Below are 17795 nucleotides of genomic sequence, written 5' to 3'. Positions count from 1 at the left end.
CTCATCAATTGCTATGCAATTTTCTCGTAATGACGTATATCTCTTTATTTTACAATACACTCATTAGACTACCTACCTCAATATCTTCTATAACACCACTTTTTACGATCTTTTAATTCAACAATATTATTTGTGGCTTTTTTAGGACCAATTATAATTTGATGAGGTGAGCCTATAAGATCATGCGTTGCAAATTTACTGCCTGGACGTGCTTCGGTATCGTCATATAACACTTCTATATTTTTATCTGATAGCTCTTTATAAGCCATTTCCGCAAGCTCTACGCATTTACTATCATGAATATTTAAATTAATTAGAGAAACTTTGAAAGGAGCAACGCTAGAAGGCCATATGATACCTTTCTCATCGCAATTTGCTTCTATGATAGCAGCAACTAACCGTGAAATGCCTATGCCGTAAGAACTCATTTCTATAGGAGTTAGTTTACCATACTCATCATTAATAAGTGCATTCATATTAACCGAATATTTTGAGCCTATATAAAAAATATGCCCGACTTCTATTCCTTTACTGCTGGTTATTTCTTGCTCAGATATAGGTAATTTATTTACTTCATATTTTTCTTCAGCTGCTGCGTACCAACTTTTAATTTCCTCTACATCGATATCAGGATTATCTTTTAATGTCTTAAATTTTTTATCGTAATAAATAGTACTTTCACCAGTTTCAGCGATTATATGAAACTCATGGCTTAAATTGCCACCGATCGGACCGTTATCGGCAATAACAGGGATAACAAACACGCCTAAATCCCTGAAAGCATTGATATAAGCCTTATACATTTGATTATAGTTTTAACGGCATTTTCTTCATTTATATCAAAAGAATAAGCATCTTTCATTAAAAACTCTCGTCCTCTCATAACACCAAAACGAGGTCTAATCTCATCACGAAATTTCCATTGGATATGATAAAGATTTTTCGGCAAATCCTTATATGACTTAATATTATGACGAAAAATATCCGTAATCATATCTTCGTTAGTAGGACCGAATAGTAAAGTATTATCGTGGCGATCTTGAAATTTCAGCATTTCTTTACCGTAATTATCAAAACGTCCCGATTCCATCCATAAATGTGCGGCTGAATGCAAGGCATTAGAACTTCCAAAGCTCCCGCTTTATTCATATTTAAGCGTACTATATTCTCGATATTCTTCAATACTTTTAAGCCAAGCGGAAGCCAAGTATAAATCCCTGCTGCTTGCTGCCTAATCATTCCGCTTCTAAGCATTAATTTATGCGAAGTTACTTGAGCTTCACTTGGCTCTTCCTTTAACACAGGTAAAAAATATTTGATAATAACATATTTTATTTACTTTCTTGCTATATTTATAATCATTTATTTGGTTATCCCGTGCTTGACCACGGGATCCAGTTCGCGGTATGACAAAATGACTGGATTCCCGCTTCCGCAGAAATGACATTAATAACGTATCACCTTTTAGCAGTAAGGTTTAAAAACTCATGACGATATTTCTGCTGTTCGGCAAATATACCCGTATAATGCATGGTATTCATAACGCTATTATCTTGCATCACGCCACGCATTGACATACAACTATGTACGGCAGAAATCTTAACGGCAACGCCAAGCGGCTTTAAATTCTCCTGTACGCTTTCTGCTATCTGTACCGTCATTTTTTCTTGGATTTGTAGTCTTCTAGCAAAAATATTTACTATTCGTGCTAGCTTACTTATGCCGACAATACAATTATCAGGAACATAAGCTATATCTACTGTACCGTTAAAAGGTAATATATGATGTTCACAGAAAGAGGTAAATTTTATATTCAGTAAGATAAAATCTCGAAAATTACAAGTTTCATAAAACTTGGTATTTAATATTTCTGCTACATCCTTTCCATAACCGGAAAATATTTCTACGTAGCTATTAATTACTCTATCAGGCGTTTGAAGCAACCCTTCTCTGCTTGGATCTTTCACCAATGAATTTTAGTAACGTTCTTACTGCCTCTTTAGCTTCTTCTCTAGTTGGTTTACTCATGTGCTAGTTTTATACTTTTAAAAAAATATTACTTTAACACAAATATATACAAACATCAAGCCGCCTACTATAGCAATAACCCCTCCTCCGCCCATCATTCCCATTAATAGCTTAGCTGACATCGGCATTACACTATTTGGGTCTTTCCGCATAACACCGTAACCACCGGCGAATGCTAGACCTAGTATGTGCAGAATCTGCCCGAATGTTAGGAGGTAAAATGTAAAATTAATAATATTGTCATTGCGAGGAGGCACGAAGTGCCGACGCGATAATCTAGGGAGTTTTTGTATTACCTCATGAGATTGCCACGCTCTTTTTAGTCGCTCACAATGACGTTGATACCTCCCAATACCCAAATAACTACACCCCATACAAGCAATGCTAATCCCTACTATAGACCCGTGATAATGAGCAGGAATTGCTACATTTATCCCTGTGATATTCATTGCTATAAGCCCGCCAAGTAAGAATAAAGTAATAGAGCAAAGTAAGATGGTTTTGATTACTCTGTCATTTATTGTAACCGTGTCATCCCGCGGGATGACAAATACCCACACCAACTCAACCCCCATACCTATTAAACATAAAACAGGAGCAATGCCGCCTAGATATTTCATATGATTTGTATAGAATACTTTGAAGGCTCCATCGATAATATCATAAAATATATGACCGAAAAGTGTAAGAATTCCGAAAATAAAATTTAAATAAAGTAAGAAAAGATAGAATTTTTGACATTTCACTTCTCTAGCTATTAACTCTCTAAATAAACTAACCCAAATAAATATTAATATTTGAGTATATATAAATTGCAGTAAATGACCTCCGCTCCAAAAAAGTAATTCATAATAAAATTCTATCTCGATTGGAATAATTTGAATGATGTTTTGCAAGCCATTATAAGACCATCCAAAACAAACAAAGCTTAAAATAAACATTATAATAGTCGATAATACGGTAAAATTAACTAGACTATTTAAGTTCGTCCAATCGAAGCAATATAAAATATTTATAGCGTACAATAGCAACGTAACACCAAATAAGCTTAACCCCCCAATAAATACGATATTTTCAAGCATCGGTATATAATTATTCATCACCGGATTATGCCCGGCTATTGGGGAGATGGCGATTAGAAGAGTAGCTAGAAAAGCAAGTTTGGGGTAAAGGCGAAACACGTCATTGCAAGCGAACGTAGAGAGCGTGGCAATCTCAGAAATTTTGTATTGTTTCATGAGATTGCCGCGTCGAGGCTTTGCCTCTTCCTCGCAATGACGTTTCACCCCCCCAAACACTAGCCGTAACGGACAATAACCAAATCAATACCGATAAATTAACATGAATAATTAAAGCAGATTTGAAAATATGCGGATTTGGGAAAAAGCTTGATAATTGCGGGGTACGTAGTACCACCAAAATAATTGAATATAAACCCGCAAATCCCAAGGATAAAATACCAAGCTTAAGCCAAGAATTAGTTAAGCTATTATTTTGTAATTGATTGGTAGAATTCATAACTACAGGTAAATATTAAATATAATCTACAAATAGCTCACAGTATTTAAATAAGCAATATTTTTTTATTTGCTTTAGACGCTAACATACGATATTAATAAGTCAATCCAGAGTTAATAGTTAGATATGACTAACCACCTACGCATCGGTATCGGTATTTTAATCTTTGAATAATAGGAATGAAATTTTATTAGGTAAACATATTAGTTCCCATGGTGAGTCTAGTTATGCTCCTGTCGGTGGACATTTAGAATTTGGAGAAACATTTGCAGAATGTGCTATCCATGAAGTTTTAGAAGAAACAAATCTGATCATTGAAAATCCACAATTGATAGCGGTGACTAACGATATTTTTGAAAAAGAACAAAAGTATTACATCTTGATTTGCCTTAAAGCTCATTGTTTAAATGAGCATGAATTACAGAATCTTGAGGCTCATAAAGTAGAAAGCTGGTAGTGGTTTGTTCTTGATAATTTACCCTCTAACCTTTTTCTACCTCTAAAAAGACTCATTGAGAAAAAATGTTATTTATATAAAAAAAGTATTGATTAACTAAGTTTATCTAATTTTAAATATCCGGACGCGTATTTGTGTAAAACACTAGCAATAAGAGTTTGATAAGACATTCTTTCTTGTGCTGCAATTCTTTTTATATGATTTAAATCGTATAACGGCAATCTAATATTAATTCTTTCCGATTTTTTTAAAAAAATTAGCTGCGGCAATTTTAGCTATATTTTTTGGCTCTCTAGTTCTTTTTTAGACAACTCTAAAAGCTCATCTTGTTCAAAATAATCTAGTATTTCTTATTCTTTTTCAGTAAATTTGTATTTTTTCATAATCTAATCCTTAGCTTGACAATATCATCCTAACTTAGCAATATTAATAAATGATCACCTTGATTTATAATTATGATAATACAGATTTTATTGTTGTAGCGGTGGTGAGCTCGCCGGATTTGAACCCGGACCCTTTGATTAAAAGTCAAATGCTCTACCGACTGAGCTACGAGCTCTTAAATATATTGCATATATTCAAAAATTATGTTTTACTTTATCGCCGAAAAAGGCTAATCTGTCAACAATTATTTTTTAATTTAAACTTAGGAAGTTTATGCGGCATCAGGACGTGGCTATAATTATCCCCTCAAGGCTAAGTTCAACTAGGCTTAAACAAAAACCGCTGCAGCTTATCGGCTCTATAACTTTAATCGAGCGGGTATTCAAACAAGTAAATCAAGCGGGCCTTGAGCATACATATGTTGCGACCGACTCGGAAGATAGCAAGCGTTATTACAAAAGTCGGAGGAAAAGTAATATTCACCGATAGTGCTATCCCAACCGTACTGATCGTACTTATGAAGCTTTTAAATTAATTCCAAATAATCAAAACATTAATTACATAGTTAATGTACAGGGAGATATGCCTTTCATTGAACCTAGCTCTATTTTGAAAATTATAGAATATTTAAAAAACAGCAAATACGATATTGTTACACCGATAGTAAAAGTAGATAGGGAATCAGTGAAAGCTAGTAGTAATGTTACCGTAGCGGTTGACTCGGCGGGACAGCATTGTATTTTTCGCGTAGTCTTATTCCAAACGGTGCAGAAGAATTTTTATATCATGTAGGCATGTATGGTTTTCGCAAAAACGCTTTAGAAAAATTTGTATCTCTTAAGCCAACTTTTTTAGAAAAAACAGAACGTTTAGAACAATTACGTGTCCTTGAAAACGGCATGACTATAGGTACATGTTTAGTTGAGAATGTTCCTATTTCCGTAGATACGGAAGAAGACTTAAAAAAAGCAGTAAAATTTTACGAAAATATTAGTAAACTAGGTTTATAATAATGGTACATTTCATTTTTGTTACCGGCGGCGTTGTTTCATCACTCGGTAAAGGTCTAACGGCAGCATCTCTTGCTATGCTATTGCAAGCGAAAGGTTTTAGAGTAAGTGTACGAAAACTAGACCCTTATCTTAACATTGACCCGGGAACTATGAATCCTCACGAACATGGTGAGGTATATGTAACCGATGACGGAGCAGAAACCGATCTAGATCTTGGACATTATGAACGTTTTACCGAGTTTCCGCATGCAAATTTGATAGCATCACAACAGGTGCGATATACTCAAAATTACTTAAAGATGAACGTTTAGGAAATTACGCCGGCGTTACTGTTCAAGTCATCCCGCATGTTACAAATATAATAAAAGATTTTATACTTTCAAACACCAAGGTTTTGATTTTATTATTTGTGAAATAGGCGGTACAGTCGGTGATATTGAAGGTCTACCGTTTTTTGAAGCTATAAGGCAAATTGGTAACAAATTAAAAAGCGAAAATTGTTTATTTATTCATTTAACATTATTACCTTATGTTAAAACCGCCCGTGAATTAAAAATCAAACCTACCCAACACTCAGTTAAAGCATTACGCGCTATAGGTATTTCACCTAATATACTAGTGTGTCGTGCAGAACGTAACATTTCAAAAGGCGAAATAGATAAAATATCTTTATTGTGTAATATAGAATCTGAGTATGTTGTTCCGGCAATAGATCAAAAAAATATATATTTAGTACCGATTGCATATCATAATTCAGGTCTTGATAATAAAGTATTAAACTTTTTTAATATTAATATCATGCCATCTAAATTAGATAAATGGCATGATATAATTAATAGGCTAAAAGATTCTAATTCAAAAGTAAGAATCGCTATAATAGCTAAATATCATAAATTAAAAGATGCTTATAAATCAGTAATCGAGGCACTTGATCATGCAGGTATTTATTACAAATACAAAATTGATTTAGTATGGATAAATGCTGAAAATCTAACTGAAGAGAATATTAATAAAAAATTATTAGATATAGATGGGATTTTAGTACCAGGTGGATTTGGAGAACGGGCAACTAAAGGAAAAATTATAGCAATAAAATATGCCCGTACTAATAACATACCTTTTTTTGGAATATGTTTCGGTATGCAACTTGCGACGATCGAAATAGCTCAGAATTTAATCGGTATTAAAGATGCAGTAACGGAAGAATTTAAAGTAGACGGTACAAAAATTATTGAGAAAATAAATAAAAACTGTGAAGACTCAAAAATAACAATTGAAAATGTAAAAAAGACTATGAGGCTCGGCTCTTATCCTTGTAGTTTGGTCGCAAGTACCATTGCAGCTAATGCTTATAAAAGCCTTGAAATAAATGAGAGACATCGTCATAGATATAAATTTAATAATGAATTTCAAAATATTTTTGAAAAACACGGAATAGTATTTAGCGGTTTTTCAAAAGATGAAGAGATTGTAGAAATAATTGAACTACCGCTACTGCGTTGGTTCGTAGGAGTACAATTTCATCCGGAATTTAAATCTAAACCTTTTGAAGCTCATCCGTTATTTATTCAGTTTATTAAAGCAGCGATTGAGTATAACAAATGTAATTAACAACAATATATGAGACTATTTTAAAAAATCTTGACATAGTTTTTATTATAGTCTACGGTGCATAAAAAATAATAGCCGGACAGTTTCTAAAAAGCGTTTGAGGTCATTCCCGCATATGCGGGAATGACCTATAACACTCTAAGCCTTGCAAAAACATAACATTTTTAAAAACTATCCGGTACTAAAAAAATAAGCTCATAGTAAATCAATGGATAGCGTGGATTCTAATTTCACAATTTGGAATAAAGCCAGAAACAGTAAATTTAGGCATATAGTATGGCCGATTAGATCGTATGAATTAACCAAGTTCATCCCGATGGCTTTACTAATGTTTTTTATTCTACTTAATCAAAACTTAGTTCGTAGTATTAAAGATAGTTTTGTTGTTACCTTAATTAGCTCGGAAGTATTGAGTTTTATCAAACTTTGGGGCGAAATGCCGATGGGAATTTTATTTGTTATTTTTTATTCTAAACTCTGTAATATTATGACAACAGAACAAGTTTTTAGGATAATTACCGGTACTTTTTTATTTTTCTTCGCAATTTTTGGTTTTATTTTATTTCCGTACAGAGAGTTTTTTCATCCCGATCCCGAATTAATTAAGCACTATATCACTGTTCTTCCTCACTTAAAATGGTTTTTAATAATTTGGGGACAGTGGAGTTTGGTATTATTTTATATTATGGGAGAGTTATGGCCGGTTATAGTCTTTACTCTTTTATATTGGCAGCTTGCAAATAAAATTACTAAAGTCGAAGAAGCACCAAGATTTTACTCATTTTTTACTTTATTCGGACAAACTAATTTACTCATCTCAGGAACCGTAATTATTTATTTTGCTAAGAGTGAGCATTTCTTATTACCTTTATTTTCTCATCTAAACGATACAAATGAAATTCTTTTAAAATCATTTATTACGGTTATTTTAATATCCGGATTAATTTGTCTAGCTCTTCATAAACTTATTGATAAATCAGTCGTAGAAGCTGACAAAAATATTAAATTTAAAAACCAAAGAATGGATATATTAAAATTAAGCTTGGTCGACAGTGCAAAAGTAATATTAACTTCTAGATATCTCGGTTTTATTTGTCTTCTTGTAATGTCTTATTCTATGAGTATTAGCCTAATAGAAGGATTATGGATGTCCAAAGTAAAACAACTCTATCCCGCTACAAAGGATTTTATAGCCTATCACGGTAAAGTGTTTTTTTGGACGGGAATACTCACGTTAGTTAGTGCGTTTTTAGGCAGTAGTTTAATTAGAATATGCGGCTGGTTTTGGGGAGCTATTATAACACCGATTATGATGTTTGGAGCAGGTGTTATGTTCTTTTCATTCACGGTTTTTGAAAATCACCTAGGAAATATCGTAAATACTCTCGGCTATAGTGCACCGCTTATCGTTATAGTTTTTATCGGCGGACTTTGGCATGTACTTTCTAAATCCGTAAAATATTCACTTTTTGATGCTACCAAAGAAATGGTATATATTCCGCTCGATAGTGAAATGAAGACCAAAGGTAAAGCTGCAGTTGATGTTATGGGTGCTAAAATCGGTAAATCAATAGGTGCTATTATTCAATTCATATCCTTTAGTATTTTCCCGAACGCCATACATAACGACATAGCCGGTTTATTGATGTTTAGTTTTATTATCGTATGTCTATTATGGCTATATGGCGTGAAAGTTTTATCAAAATATTATAATAAAATGATACAACGTTGATAAGGATATCCATTCCTGCGAAGGCTTGCTTGCGTTGATACCTATAATCTTCATGAGCTACGTAGGCGTTGTTGCATGACTCAGAAAAGGCGTACGATGTCATTCGTAGCTCAATATTGTTGCGTAGACCGGTAAAATCCCCTGTGTCATCCCGTGGCTTGACCACGGGATCCATAAAAACAATAAAAAATACTAATAATTCTAGTATTTTTAACTGGATCCCGTGATCAAGTCGCGCGGGATGACATCGGGAAAACTGATCCACGCAACAAGGCCCAAAAGCGGGGATCTAGCACAATAACTTCAAATATCGATATAGAGAAGTTATTTATTAAAAAAATAAACCTAAAAAAACAAATTTTTTATAGGTTTTACTAGATTTCCGCCTACACGGGAATGATATAAAACGATCCATGTATACAATGCTGAACAGAAATGACCAGTGCTTTTCAAAAATTGCTTGATGCTATGAATCAAACTACTGTATTTTGAACATCCTCTCCTATTAAATCCTTGATCAAGCAAATTAAAAGCCTCATCCAAGCACTTATATACTGCATTTTCTTGAGCTACTTCCGAATAATTTTCGATTAACCCTAGCTTTTGACAATAATAACAAGTTGAGCTTTTAAACCATCACTCTATTGATTTTTAATATTTTTAAAACAGCTTGGCTACTATCCTTTGCTTTTTCATATTTATTTTTTAAGCTCTGTAATCTGTCAACATATATTCTTAACGTCTCTACTTCTTGACTTTGATATATTAAGCTCTCTATTTTTTCAATTTTATTAACCGCTCTGCCTCTTCATACGGTTCTTTACATTGTCTTACTAAATTTGCTTTTGTAAAATTAGTATTAGCATTGTTATGCATTAATAGTGAAAGAATAATTTTGTTTTCTACTAAGTTACGACCACAGTAATGTAATACTTCAGTCATCTGTTTATAAGTCATTCACCGTAGCACCATATTCAAGTAACATTTTGGCTTTTTTAAAATTACCTGTAACCTCTAAAGCAGTATCACCATTTTCATCTTGTATATTAAGATCAATACCTTTTTGCAGTAACTCTTTAAGGTCTGCTAAGTCAGTTACATAATGTAGGGTACTTTTGTTTTCTGGGCTATCTACCGTATCAAAACTAACGTCTTTACTGTTTTACTATTAAGATTATTGTTAATACTAATGCGTAAATCATGAAACATTTCTGGAGCGGTTTTACATTCTTTTGCATTACTCCCCTTTCCTATACAAGATTTAAAAATATTTATTAACTTAGAAATTTTAGGCATAATTATTTTTTTAGTTATTTTATTAAAATTCCATGTTTCATGGTATTTTTGACTCGACATTACATTATATTAATATATTTTAATAAAGTCAATGTGAATGGTTAATTTTTATGAATTAACCAATTAACAATATAATTTAAAAATTCTTTTTTCTTGAATCTATTTGTAATATAGTAATAGGCATATTTAATATTTGTAGAGGGAGTAATGAAACAAAATCCAAAAATCTCATTAATAGGTAGCGGTAACATAGGTGGTACACTTGCTCACTTAATTAGCCTTAGAGAACTCGGCGATATCGTGTTATTTGATGTGACTGAAGGAGTACCGCAAGGAAAAGCATTGGATCTCATGCAAGCCGGTACAATAGCCGGGTCTGATATCAAAATAAAAGGCACAAACGACTATAAAGATATTGAAGGCTCTGATTCCATAATTATTACTGCCGGTTTACCAAGAAAACCAGGGATGAGTAGAGAAGATTTAATTAGCATTAACACCGGTATTATGAAAACGGTTGCAGCAAATGTTAAAAAATACGCTCCTGATGCCTTTGTAATAGTAATTACCAATCCACTTGATGTTATGGTATATGTCATGCTTAAAGAAAGCGGATTGCCTCACAATAAAGTAATCGGTATGGCAGGAGTACTTGACTCATCAAGATTTAATCTTTTTCTTGCTGAAGAGTTTAAAGTATCGGTTAGCAATGTTAATAGCATGGTTCTCGGCGGTCACGGCGATGCTATGGTACCTCTTGCAAGATATTCTACAATATCAGGCGTGCCAATACCTGACTTGATAAAAATGGGATTATCAAGTAATGAAAATATTGAAAAAATAATCGATCGTACTAGAAACGGCGGCGGTGAGATTGTTGCATTACTTAAAACAGGTTCTGCTTATTATGCTCCCGCAGCCTCAGCAATAGAAATGCTTGAGTCATATTTAAAAGATAAACGTCAGATTCTAACTTGTGCCGCTCATTTACAAGGTGAGTACGGCGTACATGATTTATATGTCGGAGTGCCTATTATGATCGGTAAAGAAGGTGTTCTAAGAGTAATAGAACTGCAGTTAACCGCAGAGGAAAAAGCACTATTTGATAAATCAGTCGAGGGAGTTAAAAAACTCATTGAGACGATAAAATAAATGATAAAATTATATTATTGAAGCACAAATGCAACAAGATTTAAAATATTGAATTAATACTAATTATTAGTATTGTTAATTGAACATAAATGGTATTACATTTTGGTTTATTTTTATTAATAGAGGGAAATTATGAAACATAAGAATGAATTAGACCGGCTAATAAGAAATCTTTATTTAATAAAAAATACTAATTTAAATAATATTTTAGAAACAGATAAACTAGCTATAACACGTACAACTATTTTATAGAAGCTCTAATAAACAAAATAGACCCTAGAACGCCGGGACCGTATGTTTCTCAACAACAAGCTAACTTCAAAGTAACAAATGATAAAAATATACAGGGTGCTAGTAAAGAAATTTATTTAAAAAATCTACCTATTAGTATTGGTAAAGTTGAAGGCTTTAAGGAAGACGGAAAAGGTCGAAAAACAAAGGCTCAACTTGATATCCTAATATCCCCTTCAGATTTTTCAGCATTATTAAGACTAAGTACTTCATTACCGATCACTAATGAGCAAGAACTAGAAATAAAGGGCAATATTAATCTATTGCAATTGATGGAAGAAGTTGTTCAGAAAGTAGGGGAAAAGAACTTAAATATAAAGCAAGATAAAAAAGTACTTACCTCACAAAAAAACGAACAAGCTATAACACACGGTCAACAAAAAGTAGAACTTAGCCTTAAAGAAGAAATAATCAAGTTAAGGGAAGCAGTTCAAGAAACAATCAAAAATCCAACTAATAATGAAGAATTTAATAAGACATCAAAAGAAATTTTAGGTTTGATTAATAATATCAACGCTCATCAACCATCTAGATTACAGGCAACTAGAAATAAAATCCTGAGTAGCGGAGAAATCCCTAATACTAAAAATACAAAAATAGAGGGGTTTTTTCTTGAACAACATGAATGGGATAAATTTCAAGAATTACGAGAGAGATTACAAAAAATAAAAGAGCCTAGAGAAAAATAATATGAAATGAAAAATTTTTATGATGTGATTAATTCATTAGATAAAAATATCATTCTAGGAGTAATGCAAGAGAAACAAAAAGTGCAACAAGCGTCCAATCAAAAAGCGCAAGAGATTATAAGAAGTAAATTTTTATACCTTGATAATGCCTGGGATTTTTCAGATGGTTTACAAAATTTATTTGAGAAGTTAAAAAATAAAGAAGCGACAGGGGAAAAAGAACTTATAGAAGCTTCTAAAAATATACTCAGCAAAAGTATATCAGTAAATAAAAATTACCTCCGTAATACTAATAATTCAAACGAATTAGATTTACAATATAAGATGTTGTTAAGATAATATCTCGCAAAATATAAAGGAGGCTCTAGTCTTATATGCCAGAAGTAATAACAATAACAAAATTGATATATTATCCAAATAAATTTATATCAAATTTAATCAAGCAAAATGAATCGGTACTACAAAAAGAAACAGGTAAATATTCTCGTTCTTTAGAAACTATACCTGAAGATTCTATACCTAAGTTATCACCGGCAATAGTACATTCCTCAACAGAACTTTTTGCAAAACTAGAAAATTCATTCAATGAACTAGCACAATTCACTGATAAAATATTAATAGATACCGGCAAATCTTATGTACAACAGGCAAATATTAATCCTCAATCTAATACCGTTTCTAGATCTTCTTCTATTGATTCAGGAATAGCATCAAGTCAAGAAGAATTATCTACCACATTTGGAAAAAGCAGCTCTACTAATTTAATTGAAGCTCTTTTTAGTACAAGCGAAAATTTTATCAAATTCAAATATAGCAAAAGATAAGTTAACGGTAACAAAAGAACTACAAAAATCTATCCAACAAAAAGAAGTAAGCAATGAAAGACTTACTCAAGAAGAAATAGATAATATTTATAAGACACTAGGTATATTTGAAGAAATTAAGGAATATGAAAAGAGCGACAATTCACGTGTTCCTCGTTTACTAAATAAAAATTACTATAAGCTAACTGATCCTCGTGAGGAGCGTAGAAGCGATAATATCGCTTTAGAGCAGGATGATACAATGCTAACTACTGATACTGATTTAGAGTGGGATGACACCGGAATACTGCCTCCTGCCCAAAATAGTGCCGTTTCAGATAAATTAAAAGAAGCAGTAGATGATTATATATCTGAGCTACAAAATGAAAAGCTATCTAAAGATACATCCCCGAAACAAGTTGAGGCAATAACTCATCCAATGCAGGAAGCAATACCGACTCCTCTTGCTCTTTCCTGAAATACTCATCCTATATTCGATGATACAATAAAGTTCTTAAAGAGGTTTAAAGAAGAGATCGATAAATTTCCACAAGATTATACTAAAGCCTCTACCATACCTCTATATTGAAATAATGTTAATAGAAATTTAGGAAGAAGTGAATTTTTAGCAAGTATGGTATCAACTTCTCAACAAGATGAGAGAATTAATGATATATTAGATAAACTTCAAAAAATTTCTACTAATTGTAGTAAGATAATAATGATGATAAATTTAATCAAGAGATTAAAGCATCTTTTTTAGAAATTAATACCACATTAAAAAATATAATGGAATATAAAGGACCCGAAATAGAATATTTAAATTCCAATATAGAAAAAGTTTAAAAGAATTTATCTAATTTAGAATCTTTGACTTATGAATTATCTAAAAATACATCTCCGAAACATATTAAGCAATCAACCCAAGATCAACCTAAAATATCTACAGGAGCAGTTACCGGTATAAAAGATAGAATAGCAAAAATTGAAGCAGACTCTGACAGCAAAATCAAAAAATACTGGACAGAAGAAAAGAAACAGACTGTAGAAAAACAACATGAAAATACTCAATCTGACTATATAACTCCTCAGAAAAATTTTGAGTTTGAAAATCGAGGTAAAGAAATTAAAGAGAATAGTACCAAAAATTTAATAAACAAATTTGAAAAAGGCTTTGATAGTAAAACAACAAGATACTGGACATCACCGGCTGGATAGGATAAATGGGAGGAAGAAAAACAGAAAGGTATAGGAAAAGAGAATGAACTAATAAGACCTCGTACAAAATTTGCAATAGAACATTCTAAACATACTCAATCTAAAGAGCCTATATATCATCCAACTCCTGAAAAATTGAATATTAACGAAATAACTCACGATTTAAAGCTAAAAGGCAATACAAAAAACTTAAAAGACAAATTTGAAAACTTAGCAAAAGAAGCGAAGCAAATTGGGACACAAGCACAGCAACGCTCCAAATCTTCAAGTAGTCCTAACATAAAACCTACAGGTTGCAGTAAAGACGGAAGAAATATATAAGGCAATTGATGTTATTCTTGTTTTTGGGTCTTGTTGCATGGCTCGTTTATGTCATTTCCGCGGAGGCGGGACTCCAGTAAAAAAAACAAGTTTTTTATGTGTTTATTTTGTCAAATATATCAATATTGAAGTTATTTTGCTAGATCCCCGCTTTCGCGGGGATGACATTGAGTAGGTTTTTCAAGCCATGCAACAAGACTTTACTGTTGTGAGGATGACATCCTACGTAAAACCAACACTGTACTCATTAATATTATAAGCAAAAATATGAAAAAGCTTAAAGTGAGAGATAGTGACTTAAAATTTTGCCATAACAACATACTAAAGAAAGGAGTAGTTGAGGATAGAATAATACCTCCAAAAGAATGTGATAGACTATAAAGCCTCATTTTAACATTAGTCTTAAATAAGGATTGAACAATAATTTGTAGCGGTACTGCATAAAATGCTGCAAGTCCTATTAATATAACGGGACAGAGAATATTAAATATTTGTTTGTATAACATTATTTGCATTCCTAAAGCAACAATAATGCTGACAAATAAAGCCCATGTAATCTGTCTTAAAGGGTTTATTTTATCGGCAAACAGCCCTGCAAAAACAGCTGATATTCCATAGGTAGTAGTAAGAGCTATATTCATAAATCTTATTTCAGGATGATTTATAAGAGCTATTTTTGTTAAAAAAACTCCTAAGAAAATTACTAAAAAGTGATACACTCCTCCAATAGCACCGTTTATTAGTAATGCTATTATAACGGATAGTTTATTATTCCATATAATTTGCCGCAAGGTACTTTTTGATGACGTTCTTAAAAACTCGCTACTTTCTTTAAAAAAATTTCTCATCAAAATAGCAAATAAACCAAATATTGCACCAATAAAGAAATTAAAACGCCATAAATATTGGATATCGGAATTACTAGCGTAATAATAAGCTATAGCCGCAAGTAATGCACCTATTTGGCCACAGCATGAAACTATTCCTATATTTAAATTTTTCTGATTATCTCCTGTTTTTTCAGCTACATAAACCTTTATTCCGTCAACCTCTCCGGCAAGGCTTGCTAAAAAAACCATTCGACATAATGTTAGTATTACCGTAGCAAAAATACCTATTATCTCAAAGGAAGGAGTAATAGCAATGAATCCGGTAGCAATGCTACTCATGCACATTGATATCTTGATAGATTTAGTACGCCCGTATTTATCTCCGATAAATCCAAAAATTAAGGACCCTAAAGGTCGTACTATAACAGCTGCACTAAGAATAGCAAAAAAACCAAGTAGTTGTTTATCCTGCTCTATATTAGGTAAGAAATTTTGTGCAAGAATACTAGCCGATAAACCGAATAGAGCATAATCATAATAACGGATAATCGTTGTAAAAAATGCAACTAAAAAAGCTGAATTAGACATATAATATTTTCTTTTTGTGGCAACAGCATATGATACCAACTATTTAGGCTGTGTGAAAGAAAATTAATTTAATCTATTTTTACTCTTTGCGTCTACAAATTATAAGATTTTTTTGAAATAGGAACAACTACAGCATAATTTCAATATAGAAATCTTTTATATTTATTTTACTATTGTAGTTTTAATTATAATATTTTATATTTGGTATATATTTAATTTTTAACCGTTTTAAAAATATGCACTTAGAATATAAAGTTACTATATCTGAAAATGGCAGAATAAATATTCCTGCAAAAATTCGTGATCAATTACATCTTGCTTCAGGAGATCAGTTAATGCTAATACTTGATAAAGAATTAACATTGATTCCTCTAAAAAATAAAATTAAAGAATTTCAAGCATTAGTAAAATCTAGAAATAAAGATAACATATCATTAGTTGACTCTTTAATTGAATCAAGAAGAAAGGAATTTAATAATGAATAAATATATTTTAGATTCATCTGCTTTACTTGCATTATTTAACTTAGAAACTGGTAGTGACAAGGTCGAAGAATTATTACCGTTATCTATTATGTCTACAGTAAATATAGCAGAAGTAGTAGCTGAACTAGATAAAAAATTGAACATATCTTTTATTCAAAGTAAAGAAATGATCTCAGCTTCCATAAATAAAATTGTAGCCTTAGATTTTGATCAAACTATAGAAATTGGACGCTTAAAGAAAGAAACAGAACAATTTGGCTTATCTCTTGGTGACAGAGCTTGCATTAGCCTAGGATTAATTACAGGCTATCCTATATATACTGCAGATAAAATTTGGGCTAAACTGCAATTAAATTGTAAAATCGTTCTAATTCGCTAAGCTCTACGAAGATTTCTAATTGATTTGCTATTTTGAGGTATTTTTTAGCGAAAATTAATAAGATTTTTGAAAGAATAGCTACTCCTATTTCAAAGAAACCTTATAATTTGCAGCAAAAAATAACCAAAATTAAATCTTCTTAGAAATCTTCATAGAGACTAACAGCTCATTTTATGATAAAATTTGAAAAAAGAGCCATTATGATACTATAATAATTACCTTCCTCTTCCTGAGTTTTGCTTTTCTATTTTTGCTCTTCGTGCTTTCATAGCCTTTGCTAGTTCTTCTTTATGCTGATCTCCTCCTTGAGGCATTTGTTTACCAACATCCTTTGCCTCTTTTTTTATAGTTTTTGGAATTGATATAGGTGGTGGCGGAGGCGATGGGGGAATAGGAATACCGCTTCCAGGCATTAGAGGCGGCATCGGTATAGTACCGCTAGGCATAGTTGGAGTATTTTTTGAAGATTGATTAACAGCTGCTGCTTTATCTTCTCTTCTTTCATACGTTTTATAGCTGCTAATGCTCCTTGTTGCTATAAATCTGCAGCTATCGGCTCTCTTTTTGTAGCAGTTAAGTGTTTTATTTTTATTATCAAACTTTTGTTCTATATCGGAAGCACTATTAATAGTATTATGTTCTTTTTCTATAGCCTTAAATTGATCATTAATAGCTTCTAATTCTGCAGCGATTTTCCATCTTTCTTCTCTAGTAATATTAGAATTAGCTTTTTTTTCTTCAAGCCACTTTTTCCTCTCTTCTAGTTCTTTCTGTTTTTGCTTTAATTCTTCTATACGTTTTGCATGATTATCTATTTTTTCTTCTATACTCTTTGTTTGCTGCTCGAAAACATCCTGTACTTGTCTGCTTTGAACTTTTTTCTTTAACTCTTCATCAAAAGAAAGCGGTTTATTTCGTACAGGCTGTCCTAAATCAGAATGTATTAGATCGTCAAAATTTTCTCTAGAAGCTAACGGTTTTTTACTGGCATCAGGTATTT

General features: G+C 32.1%; 15 protein-coding genes, 1 tRNA gene and 6 pseudogenes. 14 read left to right on the top strand and 8 right to left on the bottom strand.

What is annotated here, in order from left to right:
• Window positions 1-49 precede the first annotated feature (49 nt).
• From proS to ACSFFC_RS05295, 3 pseudogenes are all read right to left on the bottom strand, one after another.
• Window positions 50-1335: pseudogene (gene proS, locus ACSFFC_RS05305) on the bottom strand (proline--tRNA ligase).
• Window positions 1336-1457: 122 nt separating this feature from the next.
• Window positions 1458-2028 (bottom strand): annotated as a pseudogene (folE, locus tag ACSFFC_RS05300) (GTP cyclohydrolase I FolE).
• Window positions 2021-3546 (bottom strand): annotated as a pseudogene (locus ACSFFC_RS05295) (cbb3-type cytochrome c oxidase subunit I). The pseudogenes folE and ACSFFC_RS05295 overlap by 8 nt, the downstream one beginning before the upstream one ends.
• 166 nt (window positions 3547-3712) lie before the next feature.
• Here ACSFFC_RS05295 and ACSFFC_RS05290 point away from each other — a divergent pair.
• A complete protein-coding gene (locus tag ACSFFC_RS05290; protein ID WP_014410628.1) occupies window positions 3713-4003 on the top strand; it encodes a nucleotide triphosphate diphosphatase NUDT15 in 291 nt (96 codons plus the stop codon).
• 485 nt (window positions 4004-4488) lie between these two features.
• On the opposite strand, the gene ACSFFC_RS05285 is transcribed toward ACSFFC_RS05290, so the two are convergent.
• Window positions 4489-4562 (bottom strand) — tRNA-Lys (locus ACSFFC_RS05285).
• A gap of 176 nt (window positions 4563-4738) precedes the next feature.
• Between ACSFFC_RS05285 and ACSFFC_RS05280 the strand changes: the two are divergent.
• The 3 genes and pseudogenes from ACSFFC_RS05280 (at window position 4739) to tlc2 (ending at window position 8743) form a co-directional block, all read left to right on the top strand.
• Window positions 4739-5397 (top strand): annotated as a pseudogene (locus tag ACSFFC_RS05280) (cytidylyltransferase domain-containing protein).
• Between the two features lie 2 nt (window positions 5398-5399).
• Window positions 5400-7011: pseudogene (gene pyrG, locus ACSFFC_RS05275) on the top strand (CTP synthase).
• A 208-nt stretch (window positions 7012-7219) separates the two neighbouring features.
• Window positions 7220-8743 (top strand): nucleotide exchange transporter Tlc2, encoded by a 1524-nt coding sequence (gene tlc2 / locus ACSFFC_RS05270; protein ID WP_014410625.1) that lies wholly within the window; start codon window positions 7220-7222, stop codon window positions 8741-8743.
• A 774-nt stretch (window positions 8744-9517) separates the two neighbouring features.
• Here tlc2 and ACSFFC_RS05265 read toward each other — a convergent pair.
• Both ACSFFC_RS05265 and ACSFFC_RS05260 read right to left on the bottom strand, forming a co-directional pair.
• Window positions 9518-9700, bottom strand: coding sequence for a hypothetical protein (locus ACSFFC_RS05265; protein ID WP_014410623.1), 183 nt, complete (start codon window positions 9698-9700; stop codon window positions 9518-9520).
• 174 nt (window positions 9701-9874) lie between these two features.
• Complete coding sequence (locus ACSFFC_RS05260; protein ID WP_014410622.1) at window positions 9875-10099, bottom strand: hypothetical protein; 225 nt, start codon at window positions 10097-10099, stop codon at window positions 9875-9877.
• 147 nt (window positions 10100-10246) lie between these two features.
• On the opposite strand from ACSFFC_RS05260, the gene mdh reads away from it, so the two are divergent.
• From mdh to ACSFFC_RS05220, 8 genes and pseudogenes are all read left to right on the top strand, one after another.
• A complete protein-coding gene (gene mdh / locus ACSFFC_RS05255; protein WP_014410621.1) occupies window positions 10247-11191 on the top strand; it encodes a malate dehydrogenase in 945 nt (314 codons plus the stop codon).
• Window positions 11192-11754: 563 nt separating this feature from the next.
• Window positions 11755-12171 (top strand): hypothetical protein, encoded by a 417-nt coding sequence (locus tag ACSFFC_RS05250; protein WP_231282988.1) that lies wholly within the window; start codon window positions 11755-11757, stop codon window positions 12169-12171.
• A gap of 6 nt (window positions 12172-12177) precedes the next feature.
• Window positions 12178-12510 (top strand): hypothetical protein, encoded by a 333-nt coding sequence (locus ACSFFC_RS05245; protein WP_041472202.1) that lies wholly within the window; start codon window positions 12178-12180, stop codon window positions 12508-12510.
• Window positions 12511-12545: 35 nt separating this feature from the next.
• Window positions 12546-12995 carry a hypothetical protein gene (locus ACSFFC_RS05240; protein ID WP_014410619.1) on the top strand — a complete coding sequence of 150 codons (450 nt, stop codon included), beginning with the start codon at window positions 12546-12548 and terminating at the stop codon, window positions 12993-12995.
• Window positions 12937-13452 (top strand): hypothetical protein, encoded by a 516-nt coding sequence (locus tag ACSFFC_RS05235; RefSeq protein ID WP_014410618.1) that lies wholly within the window; start codon window positions 12937-12939, stop codon window positions 13450-13452. The genes ACSFFC_RS05240 and ACSFFC_RS05235 overlap by 59 nt, the downstream gene beginning before the upstream one ends.
• Window positions 13453-13608: 156 nt before the next feature.
• A pseudogene (locus ACSFFC_RS05230) lies at window positions 13609-13820 on the top strand (hypothetical protein).
• A gap of 24 nt (window positions 13821-13844) precedes the next feature.
• Window positions 13845-14192, top strand: a complete 348-nt coding sequence (locus ACSFFC_RS05225; RefSeq protein WP_014410616.1) for a hypothetical protein — start codon at window positions 13845-13847, stop codon at window positions 14190-14192.
• Window positions 14193-14327: 135 nt separating this feature from the next.
• A complete protein-coding gene (locus ACSFFC_RS05220) occupies window positions 14328-14513 on the top strand; it encodes a hypothetical protein (protein WP_004995935.1) in 186 nt (61 codons plus the stop codon).
• 200 nt (window positions 14514-14713) lie between these two features.
• On the opposite strand, the gene ACSFFC_RS05215 is transcribed toward ACSFFC_RS05220, so the two are convergent.
• Window positions 14714-15931 carry an MFS transporter gene (locus tag ACSFFC_RS05215; protein WP_014410615.1) on the bottom strand — a complete coding sequence of 406 codons (1218 nt, stop codon included), beginning with the start codon at window positions 15929-15931 and terminating at the stop codon, window positions 14714-14716.
• A gap of 236 nt (window positions 15932-16167) precedes the next feature.
• Here ACSFFC_RS05215 and ACSFFC_RS05210 point away from each other — a divergent pair, with 236 nt between their 5' ends.
• Together ACSFFC_RS05210 and ACSFFC_RS05205 are read left to right on the top strand one after the other, a co-directional pair.
• Window positions 16168-16416, top strand: coding sequence for an AbrB/MazE/SpoVT family DNA-binding domain-containing protein (locus ACSFFC_RS05210; protein WP_010977150.1), 249 nt, complete (start codon window positions 16168-16170; stop codon window positions 16414-16416).
• Window positions 16409-16795: a type II toxin-antitoxin system VapC family toxin gene (locus ACSFFC_RS05205; protein ID WP_004995939.1), complete on the top strand. Its 387-nt coding sequence runs from the start codon at window positions 16409-16411 to the stop codon at window positions 16793-16795. Before ACSFFC_RS05210 ends, ACSFFC_RS05205 begins: the two co-directional genes overlap by 8 nt.
• Window positions 16796-17010: 215 nt before the next feature.
• Here the strand turns inward: ACSFFC_RS05205 and ACSFFC_RS05200 are convergent, their stop codons facing one another.
• Window positions 17011-17241: a hypothetical protein gene (locus tag ACSFFC_RS05200; RefSeq protein ID WP_014410614.1), complete on the bottom strand. Its 231-nt coding sequence runs from the start codon at window positions 17239-17241 to the stop codon at window positions 17011-17013.
• Window positions 17242-17795 lie beyond the last annotated feature (554 nt).

This window comes from Rickettsia parkeri (assembly GCF_051427245.1).
Classification (GTDB): Bacteria; Pseudomonadota; Alphaproteobacteria; order Rickettsiales; family Rickettsiaceae; genus Rickettsia; species Rickettsia rickettsii.
The sequence above is the reverse complement of the archived record's forward strand: the minus strand, read 5'-3'. Positions and strand labels throughout refer to the sequence as shown.

What these genes read in the sequence shown, in the direction of transcription:
- tlc2 (WP_014410625.1), top strand. Translation starts at nt 7,220, where the DNA reads ATGGATAGCGTGGATTCTAATTTCACAATTTGGAATAAAGCCAGAAAC.
- ACSFFC_RS05265 (WP_014410623.1), bottom strand. Translation starts at nt 9,700, where the DNA reads ATGACTTATAAACAGATGACTGAAGTATTACATTACTGTGGTCGTAAC.
- ACSFFC_RS05260 (WP_014410622.1), bottom strand. Translation starts at nt 10,099, where the DNA reads ATGTCGAGTCAAAAATACCATGAAACATGGAATTTTAATAAAATAACT.
- mdh (WP_014410621.1), top strand. Translation starts at nt 10,247, where the DNA reads ATGAAACAAAATCCAAAAATCTCATTAATAGGTAGCGGTAACATAGGT.
- ACSFFC_RS05250 (WP_231282988.1), top strand. Translation starts at nt 11,755, where the DNA reads ATGGAAGAAGTTGTTCAGAAAGTAGGGGAAAAGAACTTAAATATAAAG.
- ACSFFC_RS05245 (WP_041472202.1), top strand. Translation starts at nt 12,178, where the DNA reads ATGAAAAATTTTTATGATGTGATTAATTCATTAGATAAAAATATCATT.
- ACSFFC_RS05240 (WP_014410619.1), top strand. Translation starts at nt 12,546, where the DNA reads ATGCCAGAAGTAATAACAATAACAAAATTGATATATTATCCAAATAAA.
- ACSFFC_RS05215 (WP_014410615.1), bottom strand. Translation starts at nt 15,931, where the DNA reads ATGTCTAATTCAGCTTTTTTAGTTGCATTTTTTACAACGATTATCCGT.
- ACSFFC_RS05210 (WP_010977150.1), top strand. Translation starts at nt 16,168, where the DNA reads ATGCACTTAGAATATAAAGTTACTATATCTGAAAATGGCAGAATAAAT.
- ACSFFC_RS05205 (WP_004995939.1), top strand. Translation starts at nt 16,409, where the DNA reads ATGAATAAATATATTTTAGATTCATCTGCTTTACTTGCATTATTTAAC.
- ACSFFC_RS05200 (WP_014410614.1), bottom strand. Translation starts at nt 17,241, where the DNA reads ATGCCTAGCGGTACTATACCGATGCCGCCTCTAATGCCTGGAAGCGGT.